13 protein-coding genes are annotated in these 18,614 nt (G+C 36.8%); 2 read left to right on the top strand and 11 right to left on the bottom strand.

All coding sequences use genetic code 11. The features are described 5' to 3' along the window. Nucleotides 1–49: 49 nt before the first annotated feature. Nucleotides 50–724 carry a response regulator transcription factor gene (locus ACM6F9_RS08935; RefSeq protein WP_414845391.1) on the bottom strand — a complete coding sequence of 225 codons (675 nt, stop codon included), beginning with the start codon at nt 722–724 and terminating at the stop codon, nt 50–52. 173 nt (nt 725–897) lie between these two features. On the opposite strand from ACM6F9_RS08935, the gene ACM6F9_RS08930 reads away from it, so the two are divergent. After that, a complete protein-coding gene (locus ACM6F9_RS08930) occupies nt 898–2,745 on the top strand; it encodes a chloride channel protein (protein ID WP_414845390.1) in 1,848 nt (615 codons plus the stop codon). 164 nt (nt 2,746–2,909) lie between these two features. Here ACM6F9_RS08930 and ACM6F9_RS08925 read toward each other — a convergent pair whose 3' ends face one another. From ACM6F9_RS08925 to ACM6F9_RS08880, 10 genes are all read right to left on the bottom strand, one after another. Then, the gene (locus tag ACM6F9_RS08925) at nt 2,910–3,854 is read right to left on the bottom strand and encodes an aldo/keto reductase (protein WP_414845389.1); all 945 of its coding nucleotides are present in this window, start codon (nt 3,852–3,854) and stop codon (nt 2,910–2,912) included. Between the two features lie 451 nt (nt 3,855–4,305). After that, nucleotides 4,306–6,114, bottom strand: coding sequence for a hypothetical protein (locus ACM6F9_RS08920; protein ID WP_414845388.1), 1,809 nt, complete (start codon nt 6,112–6,114; stop codon nt 4,306–4,308). A 381-nt stretch (nt 6,115–6,495) separates the two neighbouring features. Then, nucleotides 6,496–7,647 carry an efflux RND transporter periplasmic adaptor subunit gene (locus ACM6F9_RS08915; RefSeq protein ID WP_414845387.1) on the bottom strand — a complete coding sequence of 384 codons (1,152 nt, stop codon included), beginning with the start codon at nt 7,645–7,647 and terminating at the stop codon, nt 6,496–6,498. Nucleotides 7,648–7,653: 6 nt separating this feature from the next. Next, entirely contained in the window at nt 7,654–11,991 is a 4,338-nt protein-coding gene (locus ACM6F9_RS08910) for a CusA/CzcA family heavy metal efflux RND transporter (RefSeq protein WP_414845386.1), read from the bottom strand. Between the two features lie 200 nt (nt 11,992–12,191). Further along, nucleotides 12,192–12,554, bottom strand: coding sequence for a hypothetical protein (locus ACM6F9_RS08905; RefSeq protein ID WP_165790515.1), 363 nt, complete (start codon nt 12,552–12,554; stop codon nt 12,192–12,194). Between the two features lie 132 nt (nt 12,555–12,686). Further along, the gene (locus tag ACM6F9_RS08900; protein WP_414845385.1) at nt 12,687–13,256 is read right to left on the bottom strand and encodes a Crp/Fnr family transcriptional regulator; all 570 of its coding nucleotides are present in this window, start codon (nt 13,254–13,256) and stop codon (nt 12,687–12,689) included. 53 nt (nt 13,257–13,309) lie between these two features. Beyond that, nucleotides 13,310–14,056 carry a siderophore-interacting protein gene (locus ACM6F9_RS08895; protein WP_414845384.1) on the bottom strand — a complete coding sequence of 249 codons (747 nt, stop codon included), beginning with the start codon at nt 14,054–14,056 and terminating at the stop codon, nt 13,310–13,312. Nucleotides 14,057–14,058: 2 nt separating this feature from the next. Beyond that, the gene (locus tag ACM6F9_RS08890; protein ID WP_414845383.1) at nt 14,059–15,234 is read right to left on the bottom strand and encodes an MFS transporter; all 1,176 of its coding nucleotides are present in this window, start codon (nt 15,232–15,234) and stop codon (nt 14,059–14,061) included. Nucleotides 15,235–15,319: 85 nt separating this feature from the next. Beyond that, nucleotides 15,320–15,928: a hypothetical protein gene (locus tag ACM6F9_RS08885; protein WP_414845382.1), complete on the bottom strand. Its 609-nt coding sequence runs from the start codon at nt 15,926–15,928 to the stop codon at nt 15,320–15,322. A gap of 585 nt (nt 15,929–16,513) precedes the next feature. Next, nucleotides 16,514–17,293 (bottom strand): helix-turn-helix domain-containing protein, encoded by a 780-nt coding sequence (locus tag ACM6F9_RS08880; protein ID WP_414845381.1) that lies wholly within the window; start codon nt 17,291–17,293, stop codon nt 16,514–16,516. A 71-nt stretch (nt 17,294–17,364) separates the two neighbouring features. Here ACM6F9_RS08880 and ACM6F9_RS08875 point away from each other — a divergent pair, with 71 nt between their 5' ends. After that, on the top strand, nt 17,365–18,570 hold the full coding sequence (locus ACM6F9_RS08875) for a CynX/NimT family MFS transporter (protein WP_414845380.1): 1,206 nt from the start codon (nt 17,365–17,367) through the stop codon (nt 18,568–18,570). The last annotated feature ends 44 nt before the right edge of the window (nt 18,571–18,614 follow it).

Genomic DNA, 18,614 nt, shown 5'->3' with positions numbered 1-18,614 from the left:
CCAACTATCAACTATCAACTATCAACTATCAACTATCAACTATCAACTATCAATTCTCCCACTTATACCCCGTTCCGTACACTGTTTTAAGATAATGTCCGCATCCTGCGTCATAGAGCTTTTTCTTGAGGTTTTTTACATGAGCGTATACAAAATCATGATTATCAAGCATATCTGCAAAGTCTCCGGAAAGATGTTCCGCCAGCGTACTTTTAGAGATTACTTTATTTTTGTTTCCGATAAAATAAATGAGGAGATCAAATTCTTTTTTGGTCAGCGAAATAAGTTCATCGTTTACTGCCACTGTTTTAGCTAATAAATCAATCTGAAGTTCATTTTGATTCACCACATTAGAACTGCTGAACTGTTTCCGCCGGATAATAGAATATACTCTGGCCATAAGCTCGGAAAGATGAAAAGGTTTAGTAAGATAATCGTCAGCGCCCAATTTTAGTCCTTCAATTTTATCATCAAGGGCATTTTTGGCAGAAATAATAATTACCCCGTCCTGTTTCTGTTGTTTTTTTAATTCTTCTAAAATTGTAAGCCCATTTCCGTCCGGCAGCATAATGTCCAGCAAAATACAATCATAGTCGAATGTTTCTATTTTACTCATCGCTTCACCAAATGTACAGGCAGTTTCGCAGAGATAATTTTCCCCGGAAAGATATTCGGAAATACTTTGAGCAAGAGCGGCTTCGTCTTCAATGATGAGAATTTTCATGCGATAAATCTATTACCAAATTTAGAAGAAATTTTGAATTTTAAATTAAAACATAAATTACAAAAATAGAATCTATAGAACAAGTGTAAAGGCTCAAAAGGAGTTTTTTTGTGATATATTTCATAAATTTACGGTGCTGTATCAATCTGATGATAGTGTAAAATATTTCCAAGGTGAAAATTCACAACAAAAAAAAATACCTGAGTTTCCTTAAATTTAAAAGAGATTTCCAAAAATACGGACTTGAAAAAGCACGCAGTTATGAGCTTATTCTGCATTGGCTGAACAACAGGCTGAGCAGAAACCAATTTCTTGTTCTTTCCGGAATTCTGGTTGGCTGTACAGCAGGTTTGGCGGGGGTTATCCTTAAAACTCTTGTACATAATATTCATTATTTCATTACCAATAAAGTTCATTTTGAATATCAGATATTATTTTATATCGTTTTTCCTTTTTTAGGAATTGTTCTGACTACGATGATTGTTTTGACTCTGTTTAAAGGTCAGGATCGTAAAGGTATCGGAGCTATTTTATATGAAATTGCACAGAATTCCAGTATTGTAGCCTCTGTTAAAATGTATTCTCAGGTCATACAAAGTGCTGTTACTGTAGGTTTGGGAGGTTCCGCAGGTTTGGAAAGCCCTATCGCGGTTACCGGAGCAGCTATTGGTTCCAACTATGCACAGACGTACAGATTAAGCTATAAAGAACGAACTCTGTTACTCGCTGCAGGGGCTACAGCAGGGATTGCATCGGCTTTCAATGCTCCAATTGCCGGAATCATGTTTGCCTTTGAAATTCTTTTAACAGGAGTCGTCTTCACAGATTTTATTCCTTTGGTGGTAGCTGCGGTTTGCGGAAGCCTTTTGTCAAGGATTTTGCTTCAGGAAGACGTTCTTTTCAGATTTTATACCAGAGATCCGTTCAACTATAAAAATGTTCCCTATTACCTTATTTTAGGAATTGTTACGGGGTTGTATGCCCGTTATTTCGTTATTATTTCTCAAAAAGTAGAACATTTTATAAAAAGGCTTCAGCTTTCAAGAATGCGTAAAGCGATGTTTGGTGGAGCTGTGCTTTCCCTTTTATGTGTTCTTTTTCCTCCTTTATTCGGAGAAGGTTATGAGACTGTAAAAGCTTTTACCAATGGAAACACCTATTCTATTATTGAAAACAGTTTTTTCAGATATTTTGAAATCGGAGACTGGACAATCATTATATTTTTGGTTCTGGTACTGCTTTTAAAAGCATTTGCAACCTCATTTACGATCTTTAGCGGCGGAAATGGTGGTAATTTTGCGCCTTCTCTTTTTGCCGGAGGAACTTTGGGGTATTTATTCGCTCTGGTTTGTCAGCATATTGGTTTTACAGATGTTCCGGTGACTAATCTTGTCCTGGTTGGAATGGCAGGCGCCATGAGCGGTGTACTGTATGCTCCGCTTACAGCTATATTTCTGATTGCAGAATCAAGTTTTGGATATGATTTGTTTATTCCTTTGATGATTGTTTCCATCATATCTTACCTCATTGCCAAATGGTTCTCTCCTATTTCTCCGGAACTAAAATCTTTAGCAGATGAAGGAAAGATATTCACGAATAAGCATGATAAAAACCTTCTTTTTGCTTTAAGAACCGAAGATTTCATTGACAAATATTCACAGACCATTAATGAAAATGCTCCTGTTACAGAGCTTTTTGAAATGGTAAAGAATGGTGATAAAAATATTTTTGCTGTTGTGGATGAAAACAGAAAACTGAAAGGAGTTCTTACTTTGGATGATATAAGACCTTATCTGTTTAACAAAGAGATAGAGACCTCTCAGACGGTTACCCAGATCATGAAAGCGCCACCAGCCGTTCTTCATAGGGAAAATAAACCACTGGATATTCTCCAGACCTTTGACGATACTGGAGTATGGAATCTTCCGGTAGTAAATCATAACAATGATTTCATCGGGTTTATTTCAAAATCCTCAATATTAATGAGCTACAGACAGCTTTTGAAAGAATATTCCGATTAATAGTAATAACCGAATATTACAACCGAAAACCTGAATTCCCATCCTTTGGAGGGGTGGCAAAAATTCAAAGAATTTTTGATGGGGTGGTTAACATCGTTGAATAACAAAAAAATCCGTTCATTGCTGAACGGATTTAATTTTAATCTATAATAAAGTTGAAAAAATTAGTTGCTCGCGTTATTCAGCAGAGCAATATCTTCCTGATCCAAAACAAGTTTTGGTGCATTGAATACCGTTTCAAGCTGTGATGCACTGGTAGCACTTACAATAGGAGCAGTGATCAATGGATTGGATAGAAGCCATGCCAGAGAAACCGTTCCCTGGGTGGTATTGTGTTTTGCACTCACCTGATCCAGTGCTTTTAAGACTTCAACTCCTTTTGGATTTAAATATTTTCTTACCCCTTCACCTCTCGCGCTTTTTGCAAGATCTGCTTCATCACGGTATTTACCTGTTAAGAAACCTGCTGCCAACGACCAATACGGGAATACACTCAAATCAAACTGCTCTGCCAGAGGAGCATAATTTTGTTCAAAGCCTTCTCTTTCCATTAAATTATAATGAGGCTGTAATGCAACATATTTTGGAAGGTTATTCTTTTCTGCAGCTTCAAATGATGCTTTCAAACGTTCCGGAGATAAGTTGGAAGCTGCAATATAACGTACTTTTCCAGCTTTAATGATCTCATCATAAGCAGAAAGTGTTTCCTCTACCGGAGTGGTATTGTCATCAAAATGAGTATAATAAAGATCAATATGATCCGTCTGAAGTCTTTGCAGTGACTCATCTACAGATTTTAGGATATGTTTTTTGCTGATATCATAGCCGTGTTCTTTTGTTTCTGAACCTACTTTGGTTGCCAAAACAATATCATTACGGTTAGCTCTGCTTTTCATCCACTTTCCGATGATTTCTTCAGACTGTCCGCCTTTCCCATTTACCCACCATGAATAGGTATCTGCAGTATCTATAAAATTGAATCCAGCTTCAGTGAAGCGGTCCAGTATATCAAAAGACTGTTTCTCGTCCAATGTCCATCCAAAAACATTTCCTCCGAAATTGATTGGCGCAATCGATAAATCGGTGTTTTTGATTCTTCTTTTTTCCATAAAAATAATTTACTAAGTGAGCTCTAAGGTAAGGAATATTATGCCTGAAGGATATTCAATATAGCCATTCCCGCTATAGTTATTATAAATGGGAATACAGATGTTTCCTCAGTTTTTTTGATTATTTAAGTTTGTTGGAAAAGCACAAAGGTGCAAATAAATTTAAAGCTAATTGCTTTAAGGCGCAAGGATTTTATCTTCGATAAAACTGTATACTGTTTATTTTATGCCTCTCGCAAAAAAAATGTAAAACCTCTTAACATATCAATTTCTGAAAATCTTACATTGAATGAAGCCGAAATGTTCCTGATCCCTAAAAGTATATATGGTAATAAAACCTTGCGTCCTTGCTTTTTTCCAACAAAAAATACAAATGTTTCATTAGTAACCTAAAAAAATAAAAACAGCCCATGTAAAAGCTGTTTTTATTATCTATCAATTAAAAATACGGTTATTTTTCAACCTGAGGAACCTCAATAGCGATAAGCTGAAGTTTATATTCCTCTAATTGATGGTTGATGGTTGATAAACCGTTGCTGAAGAATGATGATGCTTTAAAAAGCTCATGATAATATGTTATCCCTTCAAGAACATTTTTCTTGAAAGCGTTCCATTTTTTTGTCTGCGAATGAGTAATCTGTGCAGTTGATTCTGTAATTTCTTTTTTCAGATAATCTACATACATTTTCAATTCGTTGATAAACATATTCGGACGTTGATTATCGGAAAGAATATTATTGTTTCCGTAGATGTGTTTTACCATATCTGAAAGAGAAACTTCTTTGTCAAAAAAGGCAATATTAGGGCCCGGACATATTACAACACCTTGCTTTTCACCTTTAATTTCAAGGTTCTGTTCCATGTATGCCGCATTCACAAGTCCTACGCACAGGCAGGCTTTATCGGTAATTTCGGTCTTTCTTTTATTAAATTCTTTTTCAGTCAAGGTTTGCTTGTTTTCGTACAGCTCTTTTAGCTTGATATCCTGATACTTTTTGGAAGCAGTACAGGTTCCTTCCTGAGAGAATTCTTTGCTTAATGCCAAAAGTTTTTTGGGACAAGAACTTCCATATTTCCCTTTTGATTCTTTTTCATACTTCAATATTTCGTTGGAGGTTCCTTTTACCGTATTGAAAGGTACTCCCAATGGCGAAATATTACTCAGATAGAAGTCCTGCTCTTTTGATTGTACAAGCAGATTTCTGGTTTCTTTATCTACAGAAGTTGCTTCTGGTACCAATAAAAATGGTGAACCCCATCCAACACTGTCTACACTATAATTAGCCAATAAAAACTCGTGTTCTTCAGAAGTTCCTACTCCACCCTGAACAGTAATTTTCATTTCTAAAGGCTCAGAAACGGCAGGCCTTCCTTTTTGTTCCAAAGCAGCCGTCATTAAGTTATGAGCAGATTGTATCAAATCATTTTTTTTCTGCTTAAATTCTTCCATAATGGGCCCAAGAAGCATCCCTTCGGTTGCAAAAGCATGGCCTCCGCAATTCAGTCCGGATTCTATTCTATATTCTGATACCCACAATCCTTTTTTTGCCAGAAAATTTCCCTGAATCATAGCCGAACGGAAATCACTGACTTTAAGGATGATTTTCTTTTTGAGCTTTCCTTTTTCATCCGGAAAAAAATCATCAAATTCTTCCATATAGCTGTATAAGCGAGGATTCATGCCTGCTGAAAAAACCATTGATGATGATAATTTACTTTTGGCAAATCCACGCAAAGAGGCATGAGCATCATTATACATCACAGGAAGCTGTTCATTGTTTTGATAATTGTCTTTATCCACTTTCGTCATGATATTGACGTCGATGCTTCCTGGTTTTAAATTGGATTCTATGAAGTTTTTGATATTGGAACTCCATTCATCTTTTTGATTGATAATGTTTTGAAGACTGTTTTTAAGATCTGAAGTATTCGGAAGCATGGCCATAAAGTCCTTCAAAGCCTCTTTATTTCTGCTGATTTCCTGTTTGAAAGATTCAAATTTTTCATTCACGATATCATCCACCATATCCAGATAAGCGGTAACTCTTTTTGCTCTGTAGTCGTCTGTTTTTGTTGAAATTCCGAAATAGTCAAGGTTGAACTTTTTGTTGTAAAAGTTCTTCATTTTTTCCAGGATTTCATCATCAATGATGGAGATTACAGAAGAAATTCCATATTGGGCAACACGAATCGGGCTGTCTATTGTGTAAGCCAGTCCCATTACCGGAATATGGAAATTGTGCAAAGGTTTTTTTGTCATAAAGTTTTGATAAAAGTTCTTTTTATTATTCATCTAAAAATCCTTTACAACTATTCACTTCTTAAAAATATTATTTAAAAATGAATTATGCGTCAAATAGTATTTCTCAATATGTAAAACATGTCAAATGTCATGTTTTTATGTCTTTTAACGCCAAGTAACAATGATTCAGATATTCATTTTGAGTGGGCGAAGAAGTGGGACTGTGTCGCTGAAGAAGCTTATAATTATACATTTGCTTAAATGAATCAATAAAATTGATTCTCTCTTTACCTTATAATATATAACTGTGATAACTTTGCGTTTATTTTTTTAGTCATAATAAATAAAAAAGACCATTCGAAAGAATGATCTTTTTAATGATATAGAATTTATTTAATACTATTCTGCTTTATTTTTAAGCATCATAAGAAGACTGTAGGCACCTTTCTGTACTATTTTCTTATCCTTTAAAAAATCAACTTTTAATACCTCTGTAAACTGGTCATCAGAAATTCCGGTCACTACAGGAATCATTTTGTAATTGGATTTTCCAAGGTCTTCAAAAACATAATTTTTGTTTTCAAAAGATACTACCGCTTCATTGGGAAGCCCTTGTGTGTAACGGCTGCTGATATTCACTTCGGCATTCACGTACATTCCTTTTACAAATTCAGTAGTTACGGAAGATAATTTGGCGATTGCCGTTGCAGAACCTCCGTTTTCAATACTTGGAACTACGCTGACAATTTTGGCATTCAACTTCACATCCGGATGCTGGTTATTGTACACCAAAATTTCCTGCCCCATTTTTATATCATTCACATCATTTTCAAAAATCTTTAGCTCTAAAAGTAATCCAGCTGGATTAATCAGTTCAAATAAAGTATCTGCTGGGTTGATATACTGTCCGTTATTCACAAGAATTTTGCTTACAAAACCTGTAAACGGAGCATAAATATTGATTTTGCTTCTGATATTTCCGGTAGTCAGACCTTTGGCATTAATTCCAATGATTCTCAGCTTTTCTTCCAACCCTTTTAGAGTGGCATTCAAAGTAGAATAATCTGCCTGAGCGGTCTGCATAGTTTTGTCACTGCTGGCTTTGCTTGTATTCAGATCTTTCTGACGGTTAAAATTCAGTCTTGCCGCTTCGAGCTGTGCTTTTGTCACCAGATAATCCTGCTGAAGCTGGATAAATTGCGGATCTTCTACTACTGCAAGCACCTGTCCTTTGCTGAAATGGCTTCCATTAATGACATTGATCGACTTGATATGCCCTCCCATAATACTGGAAACCAGACTGATGTGAGACGGGGCGATTTCTGCTTTTCCGTTCAGTCTCACCAGCTTTTCCATATTTCTATTCTGAATAGTGGTGGTTGTTAATCCTACAGACTGAATCTGCTTTTCTGTAAGATGAACGGAGTTTTTGTCGTTTTTAGAAAATTTAGTGTTTTCGTAAACGGTTTTTTCCTCTTCCTTCTTTCCTGAACATGAGGATAAAGTAAGGATTAAAGAAAGGCTGTATAGCGATATATTCTTGAAATGCATGATGTATTATTTTGAAATTAAGAATTGAAGTTCAGCTCCGGTTTGATTAAGCTTTTCCAGCTGGTCAATATAATCTGCCTTGGTTTTTACGGCCTGATTCACCAGTATTACCCAGTCCAGATAGTCTATTTCTCCTACTTCCATCTGCTTCTGAGCTGTTTTTAGAATGGTCTCGGATTTTGGAAGCTGTTTTTGTTCATAATTTTCGATGATCCGCTGTTGGTTTATATAATTACTCAACTGTTGATTCAACCTGTTTTTAAGTTCAATTTCTTTTCTCTGATATTGATTTTCAGAGATGACAATTTTAGCCTGTGCTGCTTTTGCCAAAGCTCTTTGTCCTTTGGTAAACAATGGAATTCCTACACCCACCTGAACCGAATTGAAACGGTTGTTATTGATGTTTTTCATACTCTGATTGGTGTATCCTATAAGAAGATCCGGAAGCAGTCTGCTTTTTTCAAACTGTACTTCGGCCTCTCCCACTTTAATCTGCTGCTGCAGATATTGAAGCTCAGGATGTTGTTTTACCATTTCTTCTGAAATCTGTAACCCAATGTTGATTGTAGGTTTTTCTGAAACAGGTTGATAAGAAGCTGTAGATTGAAGTAATAATTGAAGCTGAAGTTTTGTAATATTCAAATCATTTTCAAGGGTATTCAATTGTACTTTTATCTGTTCTTTCTGAATTTCAGTGGTGGATTCCTCCAGAATATTGGCCTCTCCTTTTTTTAATCTTAATCCGGCCTTCTCTGCAAAATTATGATAGAGCTGGCTGATATATTCCAGTACTTTTTTCTTCTCCTGAAGCACCAGTATCCTGTAAAAAACATCTGTAACCTCTTTGGTAAGTTGTGTTTTAGTCAGATTCTGATTGATCACACTGGCAGACCATTCAGCATCCAGCATTTGTTTTCTTTTTGAATACACTGTCGGAAAGCTGAACCTTTGAGAGATTCCAAATGAATTATCCGTTTCTTCTCCCTGAATTTGTCCAAAACCACCCGTAACTTCCAGTTGTGGAATATCCAGATAGCTGGCTTTCAGCTTTTCCTGGTAATCTGATATTAATTTTGAATTTTTAAGGGTACCATTCTGCTGGTACGCTTTTTCCAAAGCCTGATCATAGGTGATGTTTTCCTGAGCCTGATTAGTTCCGAAGGACAATAACAACAAGAAAACAGACAGTTTTTTATAGTTGATTTTTTTTGAGAATTTCATTTTATCTTTATTAATATGTTCAAACAGGACGTATAAAATTGGAAGTACAAATAAGGTTAGAAGGGTCGCAAGCATCAGTCCTCCAATAACCACAGTTGCCAAAGGTCTCTGTACTTCAGCTCCTGCACCGTTGCTGATTGCCATGGGAAGAAACCCAAGAGAAGCCACAAAAGCGGTCATTAAAACCGGACGGAGCCTTATTTTTGTCCCTATGAGTACAATTCTGCTGGTGTTACTTATTCCATTCTTTTTCAATCGGTTAAACTCTGATATCAAAACAATTCCATTAAGTACGGCAACTCCAAATAAAGCGATGAACCCTACCCCTGCACTGATACTGAAAGGCATACCTCTCAACGCCAGAAAATACACACCACCTATCGCTGATAATGGAATAGCTGTGTAGATTAGCAAGCTGTGTTTTACAGAACCAAAAGCAAAGAACAATAACAGGAAAATCATCACTAACGAAATAGGAACTGCTATACCTAATCTGGCTTTGGCTTCATTTAAATTTTCAAAAGCACCGCCGTAAGAAATGGTGTATCCCGGGGATAGTTTCAGATTTTTACCTGCTTTTTGCTGAAGTTCTTCCACAATACTCTGGACATCTCTTCCTCTTACGTTAAATCCTACAATAATTCTTCTTTTGGTATCTTCTCTCTGAATCTGGTTTGGACTGTTTTTAAGCTCTACTTTTGCCAGCTGTGACAATGGAATCTGTTCTCCCGAAGAAGTAGGTACCAGAAGATTTTGGATGCTGGTAATATCTTTTTTGTGCTCATTATCCATTCGGACAACGATATCAAACTTCTTCTCTCCTTCATACAAAGCCCCTGCAGTCTGGCCAGCAAAAGCCATATTGATCACCCTGTTGATATCTGCTACCGAAATATTATATCGGGACAGCTCAGAACGGTTATAATCAATCACAACCTGCGGAGCACCTACAACTGGTTCAATATAAAGATCCTGAGCACCTTTTACGGTATTAATGATGCTTCCAATCTTTTTGGCATACGTGGCAAGGCTGTCCAGGTCTTCACCGTAAATTTTGCATACCACATCTTGTCTTGCTCCGGTCATCAACTCATTGAAACGCATTTGTACCGGAAACTGGAAACTGGTAGTCAGTCCAGGAATAACCCTTAATGCTTTACTCATTTTGTCAGAAAGTTCCGGGAATGATTTTGCAGAAGTCCATTCTTTTTTCGGTTTCAAAACAACAATCATATCTCCGGAATCCATCGGCATTGGTTCCGTAGGAATTTCAGCACTACCGATTTTCATTACTACCTTTTCCACTTCAGGAAACTGTGTTAAAAGGATATTTGCGGCCTGAGTAGTGGCTTTTTTAGTCTCATTGATGTTGCTTCCCTGAAGGATTCTCATTTCAACGGCAAAGTCGCCTTCCTCCAAAGACGGAATAAATTCTCCACCCATTCTGGAAAGCGTAAAAACAGCTCCAACAAACAGAATCAGTACACCAATAATTATTGTTTTTCTGAATTTAAGGGCTTTCATCAGGAGTTTCTGATGTCCGGTTTCCACTTTGCCCATCACACGGTCTGAAATGTTCTCTTTTTCTTTTTTCTTTCTGCTTAATACCAGAGAACTCATCATTGGAATATACGTCAGAGAAAGAATAAATGCTCCGATAAGGGCAAAAGCTACAGTCTGAGCCATAGGCTTAAACATCTTTCCTTCAATTCCCTGAAGCGTAAAAATCGGAAGATATACGATTAAGATAATGACCTGGCCGAAAACCGCGCTGTTAACCATTTTGGTAGCAGAACTTGAAACCTGATCATCCATTTCTCTTTTGCTGAGCATATTGTCTTTTCCAAAATGCTTTTTATGGGCAAGCTGGTGCAGAACGGCTTCCACAATAATAACGGCTCCGTCTACAATAAGACCGAAATCCAGCGCACCAAGGCTCATCAGGTTTCCTCCAACCCCGAAAATATTCATCATGATAATAGCGAAAAGCATGGCCAAAGGAATGACGGAAGCAACCAGTAATCCCGCTCTGAAATTTCCTAAAAATAAAACCAGAATGAAAACGACAATCAAAGCGCCTTCCATCAGGTTTGTTTTTACGGTACTGATGGTGTTATTCACCATTTTAGCACGATCCAGAAAAGGCTCAATCACCACACCTTCCGGTAATGATTCCTGAATTTTTTCTAATCTTTGCTTGATATTCCCAATCACTACATTGGCATTCTCCCCTTTCAGCATCAAGACAATAGCTCCGGATACTTCTCCTGTGTCATTATAAGTCATAGCGCCATACCTTGTCGCATAACCTATCTTCACAGACGCTACATCTTTAATATGCACGGGAATTCCTTCCTGAGTTTCCGCTACCTGAATGCTTCCAATATCTTCCGTACTTCCCAGAAGTCCTTCGCTGCGGATAAATAGAACGGTTTCTTTCTTTTCAATATAAGCACCTCCAGTATTCTGGTTGTTCTTTTCCAGCGCTGCAAAAACATCATTGATATTGATATTGAACGCCTGTAATTTATTAGGATTAATCGCAATTTCATATTGTTTCAGTTTTCCTCCGAAACTGCTGACATCTGCCACTCCTTTCGTTCCGAGAAGCTGTCTTCTGACCACCCAGTCCTGAATGGTTCTCAGTTCAGTTTCATCATACACATTTTCGTACCCTTTTTTGGCCCTCACCACATATTGGAAAATTTCTCCCAATCCGGTTGAAATGGGACCTAATTCGGGCTTTCCGATTCCGGCTGGTATATTGTCCTGAACAAGCTGCAAACGCTCCTGAACCTGCTGGCGTGCCCAGTACACATCCGTATTATCATCAAAAACGACAGTCACTAATGAAAGTCCGAATCGGGAGAAACTTCTCAGTTCCGTTATCCCGCTGATATTGCTAGTAGCCTGTTCGATAGGAAATGTAACAAGACGTTCTATATCTGCCGCACCATAAGAAGGAGCCGTGGTAATGATCTGAACCTGGTTGTTAGTAATGTCCGGCTGAGCATCAATAGGAAGTTTGGTGGTTTCATAGACTCCAAAAAGGATGAGTGCTCCTGTAAACAGAGCAATGATGAGTTTATTCTTTACAGAAAACTCAATAATTTTATTTAACATGGAAAAACTATTAATTGTAATCCGGAATGCTTTATAGAAGCTGAAGTTTTCCCAAACTTAAAGTATCAAAAACAAGTGTTCGTAACTTCTCTGGTTCAGGTTTAAGCATCAATACATCACATTACGAATTAATGGATATGTAACAAGAATTCACTACTTTAGGTAAAAACATAAAGTATTAATTTTCAATGTAAAGTGGATTAAGAAAGCCGTGGAGGCTGGAAAATCTGAGAAAGATATTGATTGGAGAAATCTTTTTCCTTATAAATACTGCTTTTTTGTGAAACAGTAATTTCCTTAGGTTTTTTTATTTCGAATGAAAGTTCCGGAAGCTGGGCATGTACAGTCAATACAATTGGCGGATTGATAAATGGCAGTTTCTGATCGGCATCCCAATCAGAATCCTCCTTGTGATTATCATAATGCTCCATTACAAATTCAGAAAAACTTCCGTGGTATTCCATGAAGTGCTCAACAAACATAGGCACTTTCAATACTTCCCCCGCATTGGTGGTAGCCAGTACATACATCATAGAACATAATATGGAGAACCATTTTAACATGGATGCAAATATAAGGCTTAAATTTTTCTTAGGAAGGCTCAGATATTAATTTTTTGAGAATTTTAGCCAGTTTAAAAGCAGTTTAAATAAATAATAACTCTTCGTAATAATGTTAGTTTTATCAAACAAAAATCAAAGTCTTGATTTTAATCTGCTTAATGTTTCCTGTGAAATATTAAGATAAGAAGCTACCATTTTATTGGAAAGTCTTCTTACCACAACCGGATTTTCATCCAGAAGCTGGCGGTATTTTTCAAGAGCATCCTGAACAAGGAAAGACATCAGCCTCTTCGTATTGTTGACATAAGCAGTTTCCAGATAAATCCTGTAAAACTTTTCCCATTGAGGAATAATGTCCAGAAGATGGTAGAAATTCTTATGGGTAATAAAATAGACTTCTGAATCCTCTACGGCTTCTATGAACTCCTCAGAGGGTTCAGAAGTAATAAAACTGGTGAGTGCTGTTGCAAACTGATTTTCAAAAGCAAAATATCTTGTTGAATCCTGCCCTTCTTCATTAATGAAAAATATACGGAGACAGCCGCTGACTACAAAAAAGGTTTTCTGGCTGTTCTGCCCGTTGGCAAGAAGCATTTCATTCTTTTTTAATTGAACAGAGCTGAAATAAGAAAGAATCGTTTCCAATTCTTGATCCGTTACTGATATTCTATTGTTGATATATGAAGTTAAAAGTTCCTGCATGTAAGCAAAAATAGTGATAAATGGCTTTGCTTACACCCTTTCATCTCTAATATCTACTGGCTTTCTGCCTGTCCGGCTTTCCAGTATGAGCAAATATACATTCCATGTGGATCCCATTCCAATGTTGTTTTGAAATAGTTACGAAGCTCATGTACGGTTGTATATTCCGCAGCGATGTAGACATATCCTTTTAGCATTCCGGGTGGAAAGTCAATAGATTTTATTTTTTCCGCAAGCCTGCTTCCCTGCTCAGGATGAGGATTGTAAAGCCATTCTACCGCAATATCTGCAGCAGAACGCAGTAGAAGTTCATCTTCTTTACCTGCCACTTCCAACACTATTTTTGCGCTTACATATGATGGAAGCTGTTCTGTGATAGCACAAATAACAGGCAGCGCTGTTGCATCTCCTGCAATCAGATAAAAATCAGCTGTGGGAACTAAAGGCTTTGTACTTTCTTTCATTCCTATTTCCAAAAGGTCTCCCGGATTAGTTTTCAATGCCCACGCAGAAGCCGGGCCATTATCACCATGGGCAACAAAATCAATGCTTAGTTCCCGTTTTTCCAGATCAATTTTTCTGTTGGTATAGGTTCTTATGATAGTGCTTTTTTCCTCAGTTGGGATAAAAATTTTATTATTAGAACCGGATTTCACATTGGCGAGTAGTTCAGCTTGGTTTTCATCAATATGAAATACAACACGGATAAGATGCGGTGTAATAAATTGTTTCTTTTTAACAGTGAATACTGAACGTATTTTTTTCGTTTCTTTTGCTTGAGTTGTTAAAATGTTTTCCATCTTTATTTTTTATTAAATAGTAAAATAACCATTGCTATGACGCAGCTGATTCCCCCGAACAGATATACAGCCTGATAATCAAACCAACCTGCAATTAATCCGGCAACAGGTCCTGCTAATCCTAATGAAAGATCTACAAATGCTACATAAGCACCTAATGCTGTTCCTCTCATCTGTGGTTTTACTTTTTGAATAGCAAGAACTCCCAAAGCCGGAAAAACCAATGAAAATCCAACACCTGTTAATCCACAGCCGATAATAGCGGCCACTTTGGAACCAGAGGTCCATATCAGCATCTGTCCCGCCACTTCTATGATCAGAGAGATTAATGCGATTGTAAAGCCTCCGTATTTATCAGGGAAAGAAGCAAAGAAAATTCTGGTTAAGACATAGCATATTCCGAAAACCATAAAAGCCAGTGAAGCATCACCCCAGTTTTTTTCTGAAAAAAATAAAGCAATAAAAGTAGCAATACATCCAAAAGCCATTGATGAAAAAGCAAGACTCAATCCCTGTCCGGATATAGCCCCAATGACTTTATAGAAAGGTGTTCGTACATGATTTTTATCCACAGGAATTGATGGAAGCTGTGCTGTAGAGAGCCAGCTTACAAGCGGAAGCAGGGCAATAAAGACAAAAACAGGAAGGATACTGTATTCTTTACTCAGCCAGATACTGAGAGGGGCTCCAATAGCAATTCCGGCATACATGGCAATGCCATTCCAGGTCATTACTTTTCCGGAACTGGAAGCCCCTACAAGACCTATTTCCCAGGTTAATGCTCCGGTAACGAGAAAGCTTTCACCAACCCCATGAATGATTCTCGCCAATATAAGAAAAGTGAGAGCAAGAACAGGATGAGCTTGAAGTGATACTGCCAAGACGTAAACAATTCCTGCAATAACAGCTAGTATTACGCCGGACATTTTACTTTTCTTAGCACCTTTGGTATCGGTAATTTTTCCGGAATAGGCGCGGGTTAAAAGCGTTGATATCGATTGTAATCCAATCACAAGCCCTACGATAATACTGTCAAAGCCTAACGTGTTCTGAACAAACCTGGGAAGAACTCCCAAAGCAATTCCTATGGTAAGGTATACCGCAAATACCGAAATAATAATTGGAGCGGTTGCCTGATAGAAATTAATAGTCTGCCCTTTTTCTAATGTTGTACTCATAAATTTTGTTTAAAATATTCGGGTGCAAAGGTCCCGGTACAACAGGTAAAAAACTTTGACTTAGATCAAAAAAGGCAGAACGGTTTTAATCAAGATTCAAAAAACCATCAGTAAGACATTTCCACTGCATCTTAGCAGTTCCCATCATTCCTCCGGCAGCGATGGTAATATTTCTTATAATATCAAAGAAGTTAGCATTAAAATTAGGTCTTTCATTTCGTCCGTATACTGCGGCTTTCAAGTGAGCCGGATTTCTGGAGATCATAAAGGTAGAGCTGGCCGCAGAACTGTAAAAGTGGGCAATATGTTTACTTTTTTTATTTTGCGGATTGATGGATGGTCTGCAGATTATCGATATACTTTCGGAAAAGCTGTCCTGATAGAAACAGATATCACTAATTTCTACCCAATCATATCCTTTGGCTTCCTTCTCACCTGGTCCCGGAATATCAATACGGATAAAATCTCCTTTTTGAGGTTCACGATCTACCGGATGACCATTGAAGTCATATAGTTTAAATGCTGCGAATTCTTTTCCGCAATAATCTTCCCATTTATTAATTGATAAGAATCTTTCTCTCAATATTTCAAACTTCAACGGAATCAGGTCCTGCTTAAATAGTATTCTGCTTTCCGTATCGTGGAAACCTCCGAATGTTTGTGTAGGAACTCCCTTGAATGTTTTTGGCCCCATGCAATTATATGTTTTGTAAAACTAATACAAAAACCGTACTGAATTTTATGAACAGCGTCATAAAATAGTTAAATATTTGTTTAATTATGGGATCGGATAGGCTGTAATTCTTTAATAATTCACTTTTAATGAATATTTTATTTTACTTAAAAAACAGCACACAATTCATCAGATGGCGAATTATCTTTGATAGCGACGGTTTTTGCATAAAGAATTCCGGAATCCTAAAAAAAATTAAAATCATTTAGAGAATAATTATTTTTACTTAAAATAAATATTTTTTAAAAAAAACGAACATATAGTGTCTTGTATAACGGGATTTTTGCTTATATTTGTGAATCGAAATAATTTTTTTTCATCATTTGTGTTTTTTTAAGGTCTTCATTCGTGGAGACCTTTTTATTTTGAATAATCTCATAATTGAATATAGCCTATTGAAGTGAAAAATAGATCGAAATGTGAAATATTCCATTTTTCAAACAGGTTAATTGCTTTTCTACAAAGGAATATTCAAACTTTTAAAGGGTCAATAAATCCCTTTTTTAATAAATTTCAATCGGCTTTGTAAGTACTTTAAAGGGGGTATTAAATAGTTTTAATAAAATCTTTAGGTCTGAACTGCATCATGGAAAAAAAACTTTTAGAATAAGCCTGAACACTCTTATATCCTACTTTATAGGCTGTTTCTGAAATGGTAAAATTTTCTGAGCTTAAAAGCTCCAGACTTTTAATAATGCGGAGCATCTGCTGGTATTTACTTAAAGTGAGTCCGGTTTCTTTTTTGAAAATACGTTCCAATGTACGAAAAGACAACAGAGCGGCATCGCTGAGATCTTCCATCTTGATTTCATCCTGATAATGATTATGAAGATGCTCCATGACTTTGGTAAGCCGTTTATCCTTTGGAAGGCTGATATGAAGTGTCAGAGAATGTTCTACAAATCTTGGAAGTTCATTGAAAAGTGCTTTCAAAAATAAATTTTCATCGTTGTCCGATGTCATCAGCTTAGACCATTTTTCAGCATATTTTATCATTTCTTTTAAAACCGGGGGAACAGAAAACACACTCACTTCATGATAGAAAGGTTCCTTTGTACTAACATCTGCAAACATGATCATCAGCTTGATCTTTTCAGAATGGGAATTGGTCTTATGGACAGCATAGGGAGGAATCCATACTGCATGATTCTGAGGAAGAAGGTATATTTTTTCTTCAATGGTAATATACTGAAAACCGCTTTCTACATAGACCAGCTGACCTTTCTGGTGATGATGGAGAACATCATCGTGAACCCAGTTTTCTTCAAACCATACAAAATAAGGTTTCTTCAGATCATCTATTTCTATACTGTCGTTAACGTTCATGTCGTTTTAGGTTAAAACTTTGGCAAAATTAAACAAAATTACTGTGTTAATTTTGTACAAAAGTTTTTATTATGATGAAGAATGAAGTAAAAAAGAATGCTTCGTATGTTTTATTAATTATTAATGTTCTAGTAGTTATATTAATTTCAAGCAATCTGCGATCACCGATTGTGGCAGTTGCTCCTGTATTGGGAGAGATAAGAGACGCTTTGAAACTGGATAATTTTCAGGTGAGCCTGCTTACCTCTATTCCACTGTTTATGTTTGCAGCGTGCTCTGTGCTTGTAAGTAGGTTTTCTAATAAATTAGGAATCAGTAAGCTTCTGATGTATTCTCTGATTATTTTAAGTTTTGGATTGTTTCTGCGGATTACCGGATCTCTATGGCTGTTATTTTTAGGTTCGATATTTATTGGTTTAGGAATATGCATCGGAAACGTGGTTACTCCAGGATATGTGAAGAATAATTTTCCGAAACAGATAGGTCTTATGACAGGGATTTTTGCTGTATCCATGAATCTTACTGCAGCTTTGGCTTCCGGATTCAGTGTGAAAATCGGGGAATTAACTGGTTTTGGGTGGAAAGGTTCTTTAGGAATCTGGCTGGTAATTGCAGCATTAGGGTTTCTTGTTTTATCATTGGAATTCATATTTAATAAAAGAAATCCAAATCAGCCTAAAACGGTACTCAGTACTTCAGATTTTAATATGTTCAAATCTGCTCAGGCATGGAATATCAGTATTTTCATGGGATTACAGTCATTATTTTATTATTGTCTGGTAGCCTGGCTTCCCTCATTTCTTGCTGATTTTCATATGCAGGGGGAAAGTTCCGGCTGGGTGTTTTTTGTGATTCAGATCACGATGATTCCTGTGACGTTCTGCTGCCCGATTATTGCCAGTAAAATGAAAGACCAGAGGATTATGATCCTTTTTATATGTGCTCTGATGTTTGGAAGTACGATGATGTTTGTGTTCCTGAAATCTCAATGGATCTATCTCAATGCTGTTATTATTGGTATTTCCAATGGCTTGTCTTTTAGCCTGTCGATTCTGTTCTTTTCTACGAGAACGAAAAGCAGTATCAATGCAGTTAAGATATCGGGAATGGCGCAGTCTGTAGGATACCTGATTGCCGCATTCGGGCCTCCATTGTTTGGGAAGCTGCATGATTGGGATATTTCCTGGAACAGTTCATTTTATTTATTAAGCTGTGCAGTACTGCTAATGCTGTATTTTGGATTTAAAGCTGCGAGAAATAAGTGTGTAGAAGATTAAAATTACCTTTTGATAAATAAAAAAGGATAGAAATGAGCTCTATC

The organism is Chryseobacterium sp. IT-36CA2 (assembly GCF_949767875.1).
GTDB lineage: Bacteria > Bacteroidota > Bacteroidia > Flavobacteriales > Weeksellaceae > Chryseobacterium.
This window is presented reverse-complemented; position numbering and strand designations above follow the sequence as displayed.